Origin of the sequence: Paraburkholderia lebeckiae, assembly GCF_050436225.1 — a bacterium.
GTDB lineage: Bacteria > Pseudomonadota > Gammaproteobacteria > Burkholderiales > Burkholderiaceae > Paraburkholderia > Paraburkholderia tuberum.
The window spans coordinates 1906104-1923306 of sequence record NZ_JBNDLU010000001.1 but is presented as its reverse complement, the minus strand read 5'-3'; the positions used below and the strand labels follow the sequence as shown (position 1 = coordinate 1923306).

The following is a 17203-nucleotide window of genomic DNA, read 5'->3' as shown; positions in this document are numbered from 1 at the left end:
TTTATTCAAACGCAGCGGACGATGCGGCCAGACGCAGCGTACTTTTTATTGGACCACGAGCGGATGACGGCGAACCGGGCGGAGCCAGGCTCGCCAAGGGGCGCCACGATGGGCAATAGCAGTGTTCGGACTACTGAAGCGCCGGACGAGTTCCGGTCTTTATTTTGGGATATAGTTTTTTATTTCGAGATGGTTCGCGGGGCTTGATTCGTCGAGGCTATTCGATCGAATCTGAATAAACGGTATGAATCTGTAATCCGAATTTGCCGGTCCAATGACTTCACATTGCATGGAGCCTTGTGATTCATTGTTCCAAAATCTGTAAAGCATATATCTAATCTCACAGTAAAACCGTTTTGCTCGTCATTGAGCATGGTTGACGCCGGAATTGGCAGGTCGAGAGCAGGGAAAGCCCTAACCGGGAATCGCTCAGGATGTGTCAATTTTTGACAAACTCGAGTCGAGAATGATGCAGCATCGATACATGGCGAAATGCAGTTGTGTTGCAATGGGTGAAGACGGAGAAGAGCATGGAGCAAACCTATCGTTATCGGGGATTCGACATCGTGGTCAACGCGTTGCGCGCGACCGATATGTCCACCCATGTCGGCAGGGCCACGGCGCGGCGCGCGTACGTGGCGAGCGTCACGTTGAAGACGCGGCTGATCGGCGGCGAGTGGTCGACCGCTTTCCGGGTAGCTTCGGTGCCCGGTCGTTCGTCGACCGATCTGCGGGAAGTGCTGGTGGCTGGATTCGCGGCCGCCACTCGGGTCGTCGACGACGTGGTGAGCGTGATGGGCGACGGTTTCGCGCGCAAGGCGGCCTGAGTTCCACACGAGGCGCTCGGCGCCGTGGTGCCACGCGGCAGGCGTGGGCGCGCACAGGGGTGCCCAAGCGGTCCCGGCATTTCAAAGCACTCGCGATCATTGACCGTCGACTACGGTTGTCGGTCGTGGTGAGCGTCGAAATAACCACGCGTCTCCCTGCGGTGCGTGTGGGTCCCAGGCAGGGCGTGCTCGTCTCCTCAGCGTCCTGTTGTTTTAATCCCGCCCCCCTGTGCGGGATTTTTTTTGTCAGTGGACATTGTGGGCGCTCGGGTAACGCACTGCCACATCCGCACGGCAGGGGAAAACAACAATTTTAACTTTTGTTTGCATTGCGTTTCTTGCTTAATCGTTATAGTCGAACGGGAATCGCGAAAATGTGATTCGGGGATCACTTTTTATTTTTTATGCGCAAGCAAGCGACACAATTAAAAGTGCGTGTTTAGCTCGCGACTTATGTCGGCTGTGTCAAATGCGGGTGAAAAAGCAAGCGGAACAAATAATGATTATTCGAAAAACTTTTCTGTTTGCCGTTATTGTATCCCTTGCGGGGACGACTCAGACCGATAGTCCCGATCCTCATGAACGGCCCGCGCGCATGAATGCGGCGGACGGCACACTGGCCACGTGATCGCTTGCTAACGGGGCAGCAAGGAAAAAAGCCTCGAACACGGGGCGTGATCGAGGCTGCCGAAGGACAGACTCAATGCCTGTCTGGGAAGGTCGATCGGACCCGTGATCGACCTTGCCCACTATAGCCAGTTATCCGCCGAGCAACTGTGAACAAATGTCGCAGTCAAATCGACCGGCGAATTCGCGAATAAATCTGAATCGTAGCGTCGGATTCGATTAGCAGCGCTCACAGGCTTTCCGGCGGGCGAGATCGCCGCAGTCGAATTCGATGCTGATCCGGATTCCCTGGTCAGTGCCGCGGCGCCGACCGTGCGCACGACGTTCATGGGTCTTTACGGCGTCGACGCGGCGATGCCGTCGCACATGATCGACGAGATCGTGATGCGCGAGGAAGGGCACGAAGCGGTCGAGGCCTTTCTCAATCAGTTCAATCATCGTTTCGTCGCGCTGCTGTATCGGGCGTGGAAGAAGTACCGCTATCCGGAAAGCTTTCGCGCGGGCGGCAGCGATGCGCATTCGCGCAATCTGTTGTGCCTCGCCGGCTATGGCTGGGGTGACAAGCCGCAACGCGCCGGCTTGTCCGATTCGCGGATGCTCGCGCTGCTCGGTCTGCTGATCCAGCGAACGCGCACACCTGAAGGGCTCGCAGGCGTGATCGCGCTCGCGGTGCCCGGCGCGGACGTGCGCGTCGATGAGTTCTTTCCCGCGCTCGCGCGCGCGGGCGAGCCGCAGCCGCTGACATAGTCGGCCGCTCGTGCCGGTGCGGTGAACGAGGGCGCGTGCCGCGGCCTCAGCGGCGGCTATGTGCTCGGCAAGCGGCTTGCGTATCGCAGTCGCGCGGTACGCGTGACGTTGCGGCCGGCCCATGCCGCGCAGGCGCACGATCTGTTGCCGGGTGCATGGCTGCATCGCGAGTTGATGGCGTTCGTGCAGTTGTATGTCGGGCTGAAGGCCGACGCGCACCTGCGGATGGAAATGTCGTCGCGCCTCGCGCCGTTGCCGGCGATCAACTCGCCCGGCCCGGCCGCTGCCGGATCGGCCGGACCCGCGCCGCGCCTCGGCTGGACGACCGTGCTGCCTGCCGTGAACGAACGTGTGATCGACGTCGCACTCGGGGTCTATCGGGCGCTCCCGAAGCCCGTGGCCAATCCGTACCTGACTCATGCCGCGTGATGAACGACGCGCCGAAAGGACCATTGATGAACCTTCGTTTTACCGTTTCCACCGTTGCGTCCGTCGCGCTGCTGTCGGCATGCGGCGCCTGGCAATCCGTATCGGACGCGTCGTCGAGCGCGTATCACGCGGTGTTTTTCAAGCAGATCAAGTTGCTCGACATCGATCTGTCCGCGCGCGAAGCGCTGAACCCCGACGATGCTGCTCGTGCGACATCGGTCGCGGTGCGCGTGTATCAGCTGAAGGACCGCAAGACGTTCGATGGGGCGTCGTACGAGGATCTGCTGAAGAACGACCGCACGGTGCTCGCGCAGGACTTGCAGGCGAGCATGGCATCGGTGCTGAATCCCGGTGCGTCGGCAAGCCTGTCGCAGCCGATGCGGGCCGACACGAACTATGTAGCGGTCGTCGCGTTCTATCGCAATCCGGGTAGCGGGGATGGTTGGAAGTATGTGATCGAGAAGAAGAAGCTCGATGCGGACAAGCCGTTGAAGATCTCGTTGATGGATCAGTTTCTAGTGCCGGCGGGCAGTGCGGCCCACGATTAAGTGGGCCGCCGACTCAATCCGTGCGACCGAGATAGCCCGGTAGCCCCAATGCAGAGTCGCTCCTGGCAAGCTTCAAGGCTTCCTTGAGCAAAGCTGTGAACTTTTCGTCGCTATCGGGCCGCGGCAACGTCGCGCGAAAGAAGTCGGCCCAGCGAAATTCTTCCAGCGGGACACTGGTTTTTTCATAGCCGCCGGCATCGCGGACCGCTGCCGCGAGGCTTCGGTATTCATCGTCCTTCATTTCCCACACGTGCTCCGCCAATTCGGCAAACGGCCGGCGCATGCCTTGCGCGTCATACGGAAAAGTCCATCGTTGGTTTTCCATGCTGAGCCAGAACGATGCCCACGTGTACGACGAAAGATCCCGCACCAGCACGACCGGAACCGCGCGCACGCCCACCTGCCACAGCGCCGCCGCCACATGGTGATGATCGATCGCGAACGGTATGCCGTTGGGTCCGCAGACGACCGGTATCGGCTTTTCGGCGATGGCCATCTCCAGGTCATGGCTGCTCAGGGACCGGTATTGGCGGGCTTTTTCGCGGACTTCCCGCGCGCCGTGGGTCATTTGTGTGGGACGGAGCTCTTCGATTTGTCGCGTGTCCATGTCGGTCTCCTTGGCTGGATGCGATTACGCGGCTCCCGCATATTTCATGCCCCGGGCGAGGCGTCGCCCACTTTCCGCCAGACGTCTACGGCGCATCGTCCACACACAGCACCGGATCGCTGACCAGACAATCCGCATCGGAGGCGGCAGGTCCGCCGCCGCGCGTTTTCAACGACGTCTGCTGCGCGGCGATGCGCAATCCCTTGGGCAGCAGCACCCACATGCGCAGCCGCTCTTTGGTGTGGCTCGCCTGGGTCTGCGCGGTTTGACCGAAGCCGTAGAAGTAGTCGGCTCTGACGGCGCCCTGAATCGCACCGCCCGAATCCTGCGCGAGCATCAGGCGGTTGATCGCGCCGGGTGCCTGAGGGTCGTCACGCGTGGACACGAATACCGGCGCGCCGAGCGGCGTGGTGCGCGGATCGACGGCCACCGAGCGGCCCGCCGACAGCGGCACGCCCAACGCGCCCAGCGGACCGTTCGGTGAATCGGGGACCACACGAAAAAACACATAGCTCGGATCTGAAACCGCATACACGGGATGAGGTTTCGGCGTGGTCGTCGCCAGTGTGAAACCGCGCAGCAACGGCGACGTGGGTTCGTCGTCGTCACCGTCGGCGGGCGCCGCATTGCCTTCGTTGCTCGCAGCGGTCGCGCCGTCGCCGCTGATGTCGACCTCCATCTCCATGCCGCGCACGACGAGCTTGCGCGCGCCGGCCGTCGCGTTGCCGCTGTGCGCGAGCGGAGGCAGAAACGGCCGGCCGTTCTGTTCCGCATAGGCGAAGCGGCGAATCGAGCCGTCGCTCATGCGGACCTTGCCCGCGCCTTGCAACTGCATCGAGTACAACATCACGGGGTCGTCGACATAGGCGAGGATCGGCGCCTTCAGTGCGCCGCGCTCGATCTCGGCGCGGGTGTAGTACGGCACGATGCGCCCGCCATCGAGCCGCAGGCGAATCTTCTTGTCGCGGATGTCCGGCACGCTATCGCGCAGGTCCAGCGCGTAGACGCCTTTGAGGTCGCCACTCGTTGTATCGCTGAGCGGGATCACGTTACGTCCATCGATGCGAGCCGCGCTCACGTCACCTCGCGCGCGGTCCGGCAGGCGCCGCGCGTCGAGGTAGAGCATGTCGGCCGGCGTGCCATAGACCGGATAAAGGTAGGCGCCGCCGTACTGCTGGCTGCCATTGAGCAGCGGCTCGTAGTAGCCGGTCATCGTACCGTCGAGCGAGCGGTCGGGATTGCGGATCTGGTACGCGTTGAAATACGTTTCGAAGAATCGCCGGATCGCCGCGACGTCGCCAACGTCCACCGCTCGCGCGGCATTGCACGGGTCCGACCAGCCGCTGCGCGCGCCGAGCACGGTGCAGCTGCGGCGAAACGCTTCCCATGACGCGGTGACGTCGTCCGTGTCCCACCCGGGCAGGTCGGCGAAAGCGATCAGCTCGTAGTAAGCGTGGCGCGTGGCGAAGCCGCCGCTCAACGCAGCCTTGGGACGCGGGTTATTCGAGCCGGTGGACGTCCCCGAGACCGTCGCGTGTGTCGTTACGGGAGCCGGCGTCGGCCCAGGCATCGTCGGCGGTCGCGCGGGTGGCGTTGCTTGCGCCGTCGGCGTCGCCTGCTCGACCGGCGATGTCGCGGTATGGCTCGTGTCCCCCAGGATGACGCTGGTCGCGGGCGTGTTGCTCGCGCAAGCCGCGAGCGTGGCTGTCAGCGCAAGCAGGAGAAGCTGAGCTCTTTGCATGCGGCCTCCTTGCGGACCATCGCGAACGTCGCGCGCGCTAGCCGGGCGGCTTGACGGCATCGATGGTGAACGTGGCGGCGCCGAACGCGCCGGCGCAATCCGCCGTGCCTGCCGGGCAACGCGGCTTGCCCGCGAACGGCGAATAGCGCGGGCCGCGACGCGCGGCCGCTTGCTGCTGGGCATCAGCGGGGAATGACTGGAACGGCGCCGCGGACTTCAATCCACCGTCGGAAAAATCGCGCGGCGTCGTCGATACCAGCGTCAGAAAGTGGTTGGGACCGGGCGGGTTGCCCGCCAGCATCGGCCAGCTGGCGCGCGGCAACGACAGCGTCTGACCGGCGGCGATCCGGTTGTTGCGATCGAGTCCGTTCGGAAACAGCATCAGGTACTGACCGTCCGGATCGACCATGAACACATACACGTAGCCCGCGCGGTTGCTGTCGAGTTTGAACTGCAGATAATCCTTGCCGATCGTGGCGGACGTGCTGCGCGGTGTGGCGGTGATCTGAATCGATGGATCGGCCAGCGTCACGATTCGCTCGAGTTCGCTCGCGGGGGTGAAGGGCGCGAGGTTGTCGGCCTGCGCGGTTGGTGTGGCGGGCGCGGCAACCGTGGCGGGCGAGGCAGGAGCAACCGGGGCAACAGGGGCAACAGCAGCAACGGCTGCCGGGCTTTGAGCGGCATTGCCAGGCGTCGGCGCAGCCGTGTCGGCCGGCCTCGGCGAAGCCGTGTCGCGCGCATCCGTGCTTGCCGTGACAGCCGGGCTCGCAGCCGGTGGCGAACGCATGGCAAACCACGTACCGACCGCCGCGAGCGCCACGACGCAAACGGCACCTGCTGCGATCAAGCCCGTGCGTTTCTTTTGACTACCGCCTGGCGCAGGAACGGCCGCTGTGCCTGGCTCATTGCGCTTCGCCTCGGCTGTCGCGGCCGTCGTTGTTCGCGGCGCATTGATACCCGCTGTCTCGATGGAAGCGCGAGTCGTGGGTTCGATCGCCGCATCGGCGTCATCACGCGTATCGATGGCAATGCCCAGTTCGTTCGCCAGCGCCTGAACGCTTTGCGGGCGCTGTTCGGGGCGGACCGCGAGCGCATGGTCGATCGCGCGCAGGAACCGCTCGCTATAGCGGCCGGCCGCCGCCGTGGCGAGCGGCACATACGTGTCGCTCATCAGTCTGCCGACCGACGGCGGCGGTGTCTTGCCCTGAATCGCGAAATAGATGACCGCGGCGAGTGCGTACACATCGGTCCACGGCCCCTGTTTCAAAGCCGCCACTTCAGCATATTGCTCGACGGGCGCATAGCCGGGCTTCAGGATCACCGTCAAGGCCTGGGTCATATCGCCGATCACGCGCCGCGCCGCGCCGAAGTCCAGCAGCACGGGGCGGCCGCTGCCCTTGAGCAGCATGATGTTGTCCGGCGCGATGTCGCGGTGATAGCACTGCGCCGCATGCAATACCGCCAGCGCTTCGAGCAGCGGCGCGAGCAGGGCGCGCAGCCATGCTTCATCGGGTGGGGCACCCATGCGGCGCAAGCCGTCGCGCAGCGTCACGCCCTCGTAGTACGGCATCACCATGTACGCGGTGCCGTTGGCCTCCCAGAACCGGTACACCTTGACGAGCGAATGATGATCGAAGCGGGCGAGCAGCCGCGCCTCGTTGATGAAGCTTTTCAGGCCGGCGCGAAAGGTGTCTTCATGACGTTCCGAGCGGACCGACACTTCGGCCGCGCCGACGCGCGAGGCCAGCGCAGCGGGAATGTATTCCTTCAGCGCGACGTGACGTCCTAGCTGGGTGTCGTAGGCGAGATAGACGATACCGAAGCCGCCTTCGCCAATCAGATCGACGATCTCGAACTCGCCGAGCCGTGTGCCGGCGGGCAGCGCATGTTGCGCGTTCGAACCCTGCGCGGCGGGGCGGGTGACGACTGTACGATCGGCGTGCGCCGCTTCGGCGGGGTTCTGCTGGCGGTCCGGTCCGGACGCCCGTTGCACGATCACGGTTTTGTCGTCGGGGCTGCTCATCGGCTGTGGCTCCCTGGAGGGTACGACGGCAGAGCCCGGCACACGCGAGCGCCACCCTCACGCGCAGGCGTGTCCGTCTTTAAGACGAACGAGCGGGTCATTTTTTGAAATCAGGCGGGCGCGCGTGCCTGAGCGGTGGTCCGCGTGCGTCCGCCGGTTTCAAAATCGGCCGGCCGGATTCGTCTATACGGTGTGAGTCAACCGCTGCGTGCAGCTTGCGGGTTGTACGCGCATTCCATCCCAGCCGCTTCCTTTTGCCTTCTTGCAGGAAGTTAAAGTGAACGAGCGCCAAGGCTTATCGAGCGGGATGGCACACCGGATCGATGCCGCGTGGGTCACGGGCGCGCTCGTCATGGGCTCGATGCTGCTGGGCGCGGCGGGCAATACGCTGGCCGCTGGCACGTCCGCCGCCGCGGCGCGGTCCGCGAGCGCCGTGGCCCTTGCGCCCGAGTCGTTCGGCTTTCGCCAGGCCGATGAACGCGAACGCGACGCCGAAACGATCAACACGTTGACGGCCGAGGGACGTCTGCTGCTGTCGCGAGATCGCGTCAAACTCCCTGCCTACGACTATTGCAGCATGTCCGTCGCGGCCGCCGAGCGCGGCGACTTCCGCGACAGCGTCGATGCCGCGGCGCGCGCCCTGGTGGTGGCCGGGCAGACCAACAATGCGGATCTGGCGGCCCTGTCCAAACGCGATCTCGCGATCGCCTACAGCTATGCCGGCGACCTCGACAATGCCGAACGCTACGCCCGCGATGCGCTCGCTTCGACGCCGAAGGCGCCCGAGCAGGTCTTTGCTCCGGCCAACAAGGTGCTCGGCGATGTCGCGTTGCGCCGGGGCAAGCCGCAGCAGGCGCTGGCCGCCTACGAAGACGCGCTCACGATCGCCTCGCCGCGTTACAAACCGCTGGTGCTGATGTCGATCATCAACGCGCAGCTCGCCGAGGGCGATACGCCTGGCGCGCGCCAAACCTTCGATGCTGTCGGCGCACCGGCCACTGCGGAACTCGCGCCCGCCTACCGGCGCATCGAAGGCAATCTGCTGCTGGCCGAAGGCAAGCCCGAGGATGCGAAACACGCGTTCGAAGCGCTGTTGAGCCAAAGCGGCAATTCCAGCGACGCCAACTACGACCGCCTGTGGGCCCACGAAGGAATCGGCCGCGCCGACCTCGCGCTCGGCGACAAGCCGCATGCGCGCGAAGCCTACCTGCTGGCCGTCGACGACTCCGAGAAAATCCGCACGCGGTTTCGCAGCGACGAGTTCAAGACGGCGCTGTTCGGCGACACGCAAACGGTATTCGAAGAGGCCATCGCGCTGACGGTCGAAGCCGGCGACTACGAGAGCGCATGGAGTCTGTCCGAACGCAGCCGGGCGCGTGCGCTGCTCGACGTCGTGCGCAACCGCGTCGACGCCGGCGTCGACGACCGTCAATTGAACGGGCAGGTGCCGAGTCTTGCCGCGACGCGCGGCGCGCTCCGGCCCAACGAGGCGATCGTCGAATTTCACAGCCTGCCCAACGAGCTGATCGTCTGGGTGGTGCGCAACGATGGCCTGACCGGCCACACGTTGCCGGTTGCGCGCGCGGACATGGATGCCGCCGTGACCGACCTGCGCAATGCGATCGTGCGCCGGCGACCGGCCGCGCTGACCTATGGCGACAAGCTCGATGCGTTGCTGATCGCGCCGCTCGGCTTGCGCGCGAACGAGCGGCTCATCATCGTGCCGCACGGCGCGCTGCACTATCTGCCGTTTCAGGCGCTGCACGATGCCGACGGCTTTCTGATCGAACGCCATGCGATCGCACTCGAACCATCGGCGAGCGTCGCGGTACAACTCGCGCAACGCCAGCAGAAGATCGCGAGCGATCTGGTCGCGTTCGGCAATCCGACCATCACACCTGCCTATGCGCTGCCAGGGGCCGAGGCGGAAGTGCAGGGCATCGCGCCGCTGTTCGCGCGCAACGAGGTGTTTCTGCATGGCGATGCCACGCGCCTGAGCTTTCGCGACAACGCGCCCGCCGGACGCGTGTTGCACGTGGCGACGCACGCCCAAGCCGACACGATCGATCCGTTGCACTCGAGCATCCTGCTCGCGCCCGCGACGCAGCCGGCCGACGGCCCGGACTCGCTGCTGGCGAAAGACATCTACAACCTGAAGCTCAACAACGTCTCGCTCGTCACGCTGTCGGCCTGTGAGACGGGGCTTGGCCGGATCGCGCGCGGCGACGAAATTCTCGGCTTCACGCGCGCGTTCTTCTATGCCGGCGCCACCAGCCTGATCGTGTCGATGTGGCCGGTCGCGGACGAATCGAGCGCGCTGACGATGCGCACCTTCTACGCGCAACTCGCGCAAGGCCATGACGCGATCGACGCGATGCGCACCGCGCAACTGGCGGTTCTGCACACGCCGCGCTTCGCGCATCCGTTCTTCTGGGCGCCATTCGACCTGATGGGTGGCTGGCGTTTGACCATCGCGCGTCAGCAGCAGGGATGAACCAAACAGACCCTAGACCGATGAACAGACTCCGACTGATCGCCGCGGCGGTGTCCTGCAGTAGTGCGCTCGCGTGGGGCCAGACGCTGCCGAACGCGGGCAGCATCCTGAACCAGACGGCGCCGCGCGAGACCCGGCCGGCGCCGCCGGGCGGCGCTCAGGCGTTACCCGCCGTGCCTCCGCCGGCGGCGCCCGTGACAGCGCCCGGCCCGACCTTCCTGCTGAAGAGCATCACATTGAAGGGCAACGACACGATCGCCAGCGACGCGCTGCTTGCGCCCGTTCAGGACAAGCTCGGCAAGCAAACCAGTCTCGCCGGGCTAGAAGAGATTGCCGCGCGCATCACGCGGGTTTATCGCGATCACGGCTATCTGCTCGCCCAGGTGGTGATCCCGCCGCAGGACGTCACGTCCGGCAACGTCGAAATGAGCGTGCTCGAAGGGCGCGTCGGCCATGTGCGGCTCGACATCGCGGCTGGCACGCCGATCCGCGAAGATCTGTTGCGCGCGCGGGTCGCGCAGATTCCGTTGGGCAAGCCGCTGCAGCAGCACGAACTCGAACGGACCATGCTGCTGCTGTCCGATCTGCCGGGTATTCAGGTCTCCTCGGCAATCGAAGCGGGCGAGGAGCCCGGCACGGTCGATCTGAGCGTCAACGTCGCGCCGGCCAAACGCTGGACCTTTGCGCTCGATGTCGACAACTTCGGGGCGGAGTCCAGCGGTACCTGGCGGCTCGGCGCGCTCGCGCGCCTGAACTCGCCGTTCATGATCGGCGACAACCTGGACCTGCGGCTGCTCGCCAGCGAACGCAGCGACACCCTTTACGGGCGCGTCGGCTACGAAGCGCCGATCAATGCGCAAGGTACGCGCGTCGGGGTCGCGGTGTCGCGGCTCAACTATGCGCTCGGCCAGGAATTCGCGTCGCTCGATGCGCAGGGCGAGGCGACCGTGGTGGACTTCACGCTCACGCATCCGCTCGTGCGCACACGCAATCAGAGCCTGTTGGGGCGCGTCAATTTCGAGTATCGCGACCTGATCGACAACGTCGGCATCGTCGATCAACACAATCCCAGATCGCTGGTGGAAGGCAGTATCGGCCTGAGCTATGAAAGCCGCGACGCGCTGTTCGGCGGCGGCTTCAATAGCGCGGATGTCGAACTGTTGATCGGCAGTCTGCATTTCCGCAACGCGCAAGCCGAGGCGCTCGATGCCTCGCCGCTCGGACGCGACACGCAAGGCACCGAAGTGCGCGCCACTTTCTTCGCCAACCGCCTGAACGCGATCACCGAGCGGCTCAGCGTATTCGCCGGCGTGTCCGGCCAGTGGGCCGGAACCACGCTCGACAGTTCGTCGCGCTTCCTGCTCGGCGGCCCGCACGCGGTGCGCGCTTATTCGCCGTCCGAGGCACTGGTCGACGAGGGGTTCGTCGCCACCCTCGAAGGGCGCTTTGCGATCGATGCGCGGGCGACCGTGTTCACGTTCTTCGACTTCGGTACCGGGTGGTACAACGCCACGCCGCGTCCGGGCCAAGGGTCGAACGTGATCACGCGCAGTGGCCTGGGTCTCGGCGCGTTCTGGGCCGCGCCGGGCGGCTTTTCGCTTCAGGGCACGGTCGCATGGCGCACGACCGGGCCCGATACGACCGGCAACGACAGGCTGCCGCGCTTTTATGTGCAACTGACCAAGACGTTCTAGCTGGCAGCGAAATGCAACGAAACGCAACGAAACGAGACGAAACGCAACGACAAGCAGCAGCAATCTGTGCCGAGGTGTGCGATGAACAAGCGATGCAATGTGCGACCGGGGCATGTGAGCACGATCGCCGGCGCGGTCGCCGCGTTGTTCGCGGCGTCGTATATGCCGCTCGTGCTAGCGAATCCGACCGGCGCCCAGGTGGTGGCCGGCACGGTCAGCATCAACTCGCCGGGCGCGGGACAGATGCACATCACGCAGGGCTCGTCCAATGCGATCGTCAACTGGAACACGTTTTCGATCGGTAGCGGCGAAGCGGTCAGGATCTCGCAGCCGTCGGCTTCCGCCGCGCTGCTCAACCGCGTGACGGGCAACGACCCCAGCGTGATCGCCGGACGCCTGCGGGCCAACGGCAAGGTGTTTCTCGTCAATCCGGCGGGGGTGATCTTTGCGCCGGGATCATCGGTGAACGTGGGGTCGATGATCGCCTCGACACTCAATATCTCCAATGCCGATTTCCTTGCCGGCAACTTCCATTTCGTCGGCGCGTCGGCGGCGGCTCTCAGCAATGCTGGGTCGCTGACGGCGGCCGCGGGCGGCACCATCGCGTTGCTCGGCGGCACGGTCAGCAATAGCGGCACGGTCAGCGCAAAACTGGGCAGCGTCGCGCTGGGCGCGGGCAACGACATCACCGTCGACTTTGCCGGCGACGGTTTGACCACCCTGAAGATCAACCAGGGCGCGGCGCACGCGCTGATCGGCAATACCGGCACGCTGGCCGCCGACGGCGGCACCGTGGTGATGAGCGCACAGACGGCCGACGCGCTGGCGGGCACCGTCATCAACCAGCAAGGCATCGTGCGCGCGCAGAGCCTGAGCGAACACGACGGCCGCATTCTGCTCGACGGCGGCACGAACGGCGTGACACAGGTGAGCGGGACGCTCGACGCCAGTGGCGGCGCGGGGCAATCCGGCGGCAGGATCGACGTGACCGGCTACGACGTGGCGCTGCTGGCCGGAGCGTACGTCGATGCGAGCGGCGCCGCGGGCGGCGGAACCGTCCACTTCGGCGGCGGCCCGGCGGGTGCGGACCCCTCCGTTCGCAATGCCAATGCGATCTGGATGTCGCCGAGCGCCAGCCTCCATGCGGATGCGCTCGTCGACGGCAATGGCGGCAACGTCGTGGCTTACAGCGAAACGGCCAGCCGCATTTACGGCAGGTTGACCGCGAAGGGCGGGCCGCAGGGCGGTAACGGCGGCTTGATCGAAACGTCCGGCCACACGCTCGACACGACCGGCATGAGCGTCGACGCATCGGCGGCGAAGGGTCAGGGCGGCAGGTGGCTGCTCGATCCGTTCGAGGTCGACATCGTGACGCAGGTGCCGGATGTCACCGCGGCGCCGGTCCCGACGCAGACCGCAACCGATTCGAACACCATGACGTTCGGGCCGATCACGGGCAGCACGTTCATCCTGAACACGGCGCTTACCGGTCCGCTCAGCCTCGGCACGTCGGTGACAGTACTGACAGGGACCGATCCCAACTTCGGCGCGGGCGACATAGCCGTCGACGCGCCGCTCAACCTCACGACCGGCACGCTTCCCGCCACGCTGAAGCTGAGCGCGACGGGATCGGTGCTGGTCAACAACACCATCACGTCGAGCGCGGGGCCGCTCAGCCTCGTATTCGATGCGAATGTGGGCGGCACGAGTCCGCTCAGTCTGGTCTCGTTCCAGGGCGTCACGGTGAAGACCAACGGCGGCAGCGTGACGTTGGGAAGCGGTAGCGCGAGCCCGGTCCTGATCCAGAACTCGAACATCGACACCGCGGGCGGCGATCTGACGGTCACCGGCACGTTCCCGATCAATGGCGTGGCGATTGGCTATCTGATCACGTCGTCGTCGGGCATTTTCATCGACTCGTCGACCATTTCCACGGAGGGCGGCGTGTTCTCGCTGTCGGGTGTCGCGCTGGGCCCGAACGCCAACGGTGTGGCGATCAACGGCACCAGCTCGCTCTCGACGACGAGCGGCGCGCTTCGCATCACCGGCACGGCTACCGCCGGCGGCGGAGGCAACGACGGCGTGATCGCGCAAGGTGACAATACGATTCAAACCGGCAGCGGCGCGCTCACCATGAGCGGCGCCGGCAGTTCGAATATCGAGGATCAGGGCATCGGCGTGCTTCTATCCGGCACTTCAGCTAGCACGACGAGCGGGGCACTGAGCGTGAACGGCAGTTCCTCAGGCAGCAGCGCTACGGGCGTGTTCGTGACCGGCGGCGCCACGGTGGGCGAGGGTCCCGCGCTGCTGCCCGGGCTCGGCAGTTCGGGCGGCGCGATCACGGTCAACGGTAGCGTGACGCAAAGCGCGCAAGGGGGCTTCGGCGTCGAGATTCAGAACACCACAATCTCCAACACGACCGGCTCGATCGGCGTGACGGGCAATGTCACCGGTACAGCCGCCGGCGGCACTTTCGCGGACGGCGTCTATTTTTATGGCACCACGTTGAGCACCGGCAGCGGCGACATTTCCGCCGCCGGAAGCGTGTCGTCGAACATGAACGTCAGCATCGGCCTCGACATGCATGGGTCGTCGGTCCAGTCGACGAGCGGCAACCTCAAGTTCACCGGCCAAAGCGTTGGAGCCGCGGTGAACGGCGACTCGGTGATCGGGCTGATGTTCGAGAACACGCTATGCGTGGACTGCATCCAGACAGCCGCCGTATCGGTGACGACGGGCACAGGCACGGTGAGCCTGTTCGGCAGCGGCACCGGTCCGTTCGTGCAGGGTGTGCTGATCACCGACGGCACGACGATCACGTCGACCAACGGCGGGGCGATCGATATCCGCGGCGCGGTGAGCGGCCCGGCAGGCAGCAGTCCGAACCTGCAGAACGACTACGGCGTGCTGATCGCCAATGGCGCGATCAGCGCGACCGGGACGCGTGCCACTACGATCGGCATCGCCGGTTCGACCACGACGTCAGATCCGGGCGTCGCGGTCGGCCTTGGGGTGCCCGCGACCGAGCAGAGCGAGTTTGGGCTGACCAATCCGACCTCCATCGTCACCGGCGGCGTGACGAGCGCGGTCGTCAATGCCACCGCCGACAACGTGACGATCTCGACGACGAATCCCGCTTCGATCGTGTTGCGCGCATTCAACGACGGCACGGCGAGCAGCCTCGCCATCACGCAGGCGACGCTGTCGTCGCCGGGCGGCGTGCTGTCGATCATGCCGGCGTCGGTGGACCCGTCGAGCTTCACGATCACCGCTCAGAACGCGACACCGATCACGCTGCTCGGCACGGGCGGCGGTCTCAGCGTCGACGCCCCGACTTTCTCGACCTTCGCGTCGATTCCCAGCATCGTGCTCGGGTCCAGCACGCAAACCGGGCGCATCACCGTCGGCGGGCAGTGCGTATCGGGCGGCTCGACTTGCGTGCCGACACGTCCGGGCTTCGCGAACAATCTCACGCTGTCCAACCCGGGCGCGGGCAGTCAAGGGATTGCGCTGACCTACGGCATTTCGACTCCGGGCCAGACCTTGATGCTGCTGTCGGCCGGTCCCGTCACGGACCCTGGCGGCATCCAGGCCGCCGGGCTGATTCTCGCCGGCCCCGGTACCTTCACGCTGACCGATCCGCAAAACGACGTCGGCGTGCTGGCGATGGCCAACGCGGGGAGCGTCGACTTCTCGAACTCGCATGGCTTCGTGATCGGCCCGCTGACGAGCCAGACGTTCGACTCCGCCGCGAGCCAGTTGAGCCCGATCAGCGTGACGAACTCCACGCTGACCGGCAGCCTCGTCGCGACCGCTACGACCGGCAATATCGGGCTGGGCGCGAGCACGCCGTCCGCGACGGCTCCGAATACGAATCTGAACGCGGGCGGCTCGATCGATCTGGTGATGGAGAACGGCGTGTTCGTCGATGCGAACTCCGGCACACCTGGCGCAGGCAACGCATGGCGAGTCTGGGCCAGCACCTGGAGCGGCGAGACACGCGGCAGCGTGCAGCCGAACACCGCGCAGCCCAATTTCTACGGCTGCCTGTTTGGCTCGGGCTGTAGTTGGGGCGGCACGGTGCCCACCACCGGCAATCATTTCGTCTATGTCGCACGGCCGACGGTCACGGTCACCGCGGACGGCGCGACGCGCTACGTCGGCGCACCGAACCCGGCGTTCACCTACACGACGAGCGGCCTGATCAACGGCGATACCGCCGCGGGCACGTTGAGCGGCTCGGAAACGACCACGGCCACTCTGACTTCACCGGCGGGCGGCTATCCGATCGACCCGAACTTCACGTCCAGCGTGGGCTATATCGTCAACGAAGTGCCGGGCACGCTGACGGTGACTCCGTTTCCGAGCACGATCTCGAACCCGCAGGGCCCGATCCCCAATCCGGTCGCGCAAAGCGGTCTGCAGACTTTTTTCAGCAGCCAGGAGCAGACGTTCGTCTACGAAAACAATCTGCAGGGCACCAACATCTGCATCGGCTCGAACCAGCCGCTCTTCAGCACGACGCCGCTTGGCGAGAATCAGGACATCCTCGCGGTCGAATGGAAGCGGGTGCGTTCGCAGCCGAACCTGAACAGCTGCATGCTGACGAACGCCCAGCACGGCTGCGGTGACTTCTAGCGGGAGCCGGGCGAAGCGGGCGGGACGGGTGGCGCGGCGCCTTCGGGTGAATGCAGCGCGCGCAGTTGCGCGATGGCGGCCTCGGCGCTCGCGACGAACCGTTGCGAGAGCCGCCATGCTTCGACGACCTCCTGGTGGACGGGCTGCTCCATCCCGAGGTGAATCCGGAAGAATCGTTCAGCGTGGATGGCCGGGTGGTAATGCTGGCGCACCCGTTTCGCGTCGATCAGCCGCCGGTTGCCGAACAGCCTGCTCAATGCCCACGAAAACGCGCCGTCTTCTCCGCCGACGCGACGAAAGAACGCGTCGAGCGGGAACCCGCCCAGCGCGCGATACACCGCCCGCCGGATCACGAGACTGCTCGGCACGGTGTTGCTGAGGATCGCCGCGTATTTTTCGAAATCGGGATGCTCGACGATCGCGCGCGGAAAGCCCGCATAGTCGACATCGAGCCGCACCGATGCCTCGCCCGGACAACGCTGCAGATAGCCACTCGCCGCGGCCAGCGCGCCGGGCAGATATTCGTCGTCGGCATCGATGAATCCGAGCAGATCCTCGGTCGCGTGCATCGCGGCCCAGTTGCGCGCGGCGGCGACGCCGCCGTTCACGTGCATGCGCAGCACCTGCACGCGCGCGTCGAGGCGGCCGTAATCTTGCGCGACTTCGATCGAAGCATCGGTCGAGCCATCGTCGACGACGATGATTTGTGCCGCCTCCGGCTGGATCAGGCAGCTTTCCAGTGCGCGGCCAAGCGTTGCCGCCATCTGCAGACAGGGAATGATGATCGAGATCGGCATGATGCGAGCCCCGTTCCGATGCTGATCCGCT

9 protein-coding genes and 1 pseudogene are annotated in these 17203 nt (G+C 65.3%); 6 read left to right on the top strand and 4 right to left on the bottom strand.

The window, feature by feature from the left end:
- Positions 1-530: 530 nt before the first annotated feature.
- From OKW45_RS08925 to tssJ, 3 genes and pseudogenes are all read left to right on the top strand, one after another.
- Positions 531-827, top strand: a complete 297-nt coding sequence (locus OKW45_RS08925; protein ID WP_429467329.1) for a hypothetical protein — start codon at positions 531-533, stop codon at positions 825-827.
- Positions 828-1679: 852 nt separating this feature from the next.
- Positions 1680-2630 (top strand): annotated as a pseudogene (gene tssG, locus OKW45_RS08920) (type VI secretion system baseplate subunit TssG); the annotation flags it as partial.
- 26 nt (positions 2631-2656) lie between these two features.
- A complete protein-coding gene (tssJ, locus tag OKW45_RS08915; RefSeq protein ID WP_429467326.1) occupies positions 2657-3178 on the top strand; it encodes a type VI secretion system lipoprotein TssJ in 522 nt (173 codons plus the stop codon).
- 13 nt (positions 3179-3191) lie between these two features.
- On the opposite strand, the gene OKW45_RS08910 is transcribed toward tssJ, so the two are convergent.
- The 3 genes from OKW45_RS08910 to OKW45_RS08900 form a co-directional block, all read right to left on the bottom strand.
- The gene (locus OKW45_RS08910) at positions 3192-3785 is read right to left on the bottom strand and encodes a ParB-like protein (protein ID WP_018423007.1); all 594 of its coding nucleotides are present in this window, start codon (positions 3783-3785) and stop codon (positions 3192-3194) included.
- 85 nt (positions 3786-3870) lie between these two features.
- Complete coding sequence (gene mltA / locus OKW45_RS08905) at positions 3871-5526, bottom strand: murein transglycosylase A (RefSeq protein WP_429467324.1); 1656 nt, start codon at positions 5524-5526, stop codon at positions 3871-3873.
- A gap of 37 nt (positions 5527-5563) precedes the next feature.
- Positions 5564-7549 (bottom strand): protein kinase domain-containing protein, encoded by a 1986-nt coding sequence (locus OKW45_RS08900; protein WP_429467322.1) that lies wholly within the window; start codon positions 7547-7549, stop codon positions 5564-5566.
- Positions 7550-7826: 277 nt separating this feature from the next.
- On the opposite strand from OKW45_RS08900, the gene OKW45_RS08895 reads away from it, so the two are divergent.
- The 3 genes from OKW45_RS08895 to OKW45_RS08885 all read left to right on the top strand — a co-directional run bounded on the left by OKW45_RS08895 (position 7827) and on the right by OKW45_RS08885 (position 16375).
- Positions 7827-10043, top strand: a complete 2217-nt coding sequence (locus tag OKW45_RS08895) for a CHAT domain-containing protein (RefSeq protein WP_429467320.1) — start codon at positions 7827-7829, stop codon at positions 10041-10043.
- Between the two features lie 20 nt (positions 10044-10063).
- A complete protein-coding gene (locus tag OKW45_RS08890) occupies positions 10064-11737 on the top strand; it encodes a ShlB/FhaC/HecB family hemolysin secretion/activation protein (protein WP_429467317.1) in 1674 nt (557 codons plus the stop codon).
- A gap of 81 nt (positions 11738-11818) precedes the next feature.
- Positions 11819-16375 (top strand): beta strand repeat-containing protein, encoded by a 4557-nt coding sequence (locus OKW45_RS08885; protein ID WP_429467315.1) that lies wholly within the window; start codon positions 11819-11821, stop codon positions 16373-16375.
- Here OKW45_RS08885 and OKW45_RS08880 read toward each other — a convergent pair.
- Entirely contained in the window at positions 16372-17172 is an 801-nt protein-coding gene (locus tag OKW45_RS08880; RefSeq protein ID WP_429467313.1) for a glycosyltransferase family 2 protein, read from the bottom strand. The two genes, OKW45_RS08885 and OKW45_RS08880, sit on opposite strands and share 4 nt — an antisense overlap.
- Positions 17173-17203 lie beyond the last annotated feature (31 nt).

Bases quoted from the DNA above. Each gene is read 5' to 3' on its own strand.
- OKW45_RS08880 (WP_429467313.1), bottom strand. From the start codon at position 17,172: ATGCCGATCTCGATCATCATTCCCTGTCTGCAGATGGCGGCAACGCTT.
- tssJ (WP_429467326.1), top strand. From the start codon at position 2,657: ATGAACCTTCGTTTTACCGTTTCCACCGTTGCGTCCGTCGCGCTGCTG.
- OKW45_RS08890 (WP_429467317.1), top strand. From the start codon at position 10,064: ATGAACAGACTCCGACTGATCGCCGCGGCGGTGTCCTGCAGTAGTGCG.
- OKW45_RS08910 (WP_018423007.1), bottom strand. From the start codon at position 3,785: ATGGACACGCGACAAATCGAAGAGCTCCGTCCCACACAAATGACCCAC.
- OKW45_RS08925 (WP_429467329.1), top strand. From the start codon at position 531: ATGGAGCAAACCTATCGTTATCGGGGATTCGACATCGTGGTCAACGCG.
- OKW45_RS08900 (WP_429467322.1), bottom strand. From the start codon at position 7,549: ATGAGCAGCCCCGACGACAAAACCGTGATCGTGCAACGGGCGTCCGGA.
- mltA (WP_429467324.1), bottom strand. From the start codon at position 5,526: ATGCAAAGAGCTCAGCTTCTCCTGCTTGCGCTGACAGCCACGCTCGCG.
- OKW45_RS08885 (WP_429467315.1), top strand. From the start codon at position 11,819: ATGAACAAGCGATGCAATGTGCGACCGGGGCATGTGAGCACGATCGCC.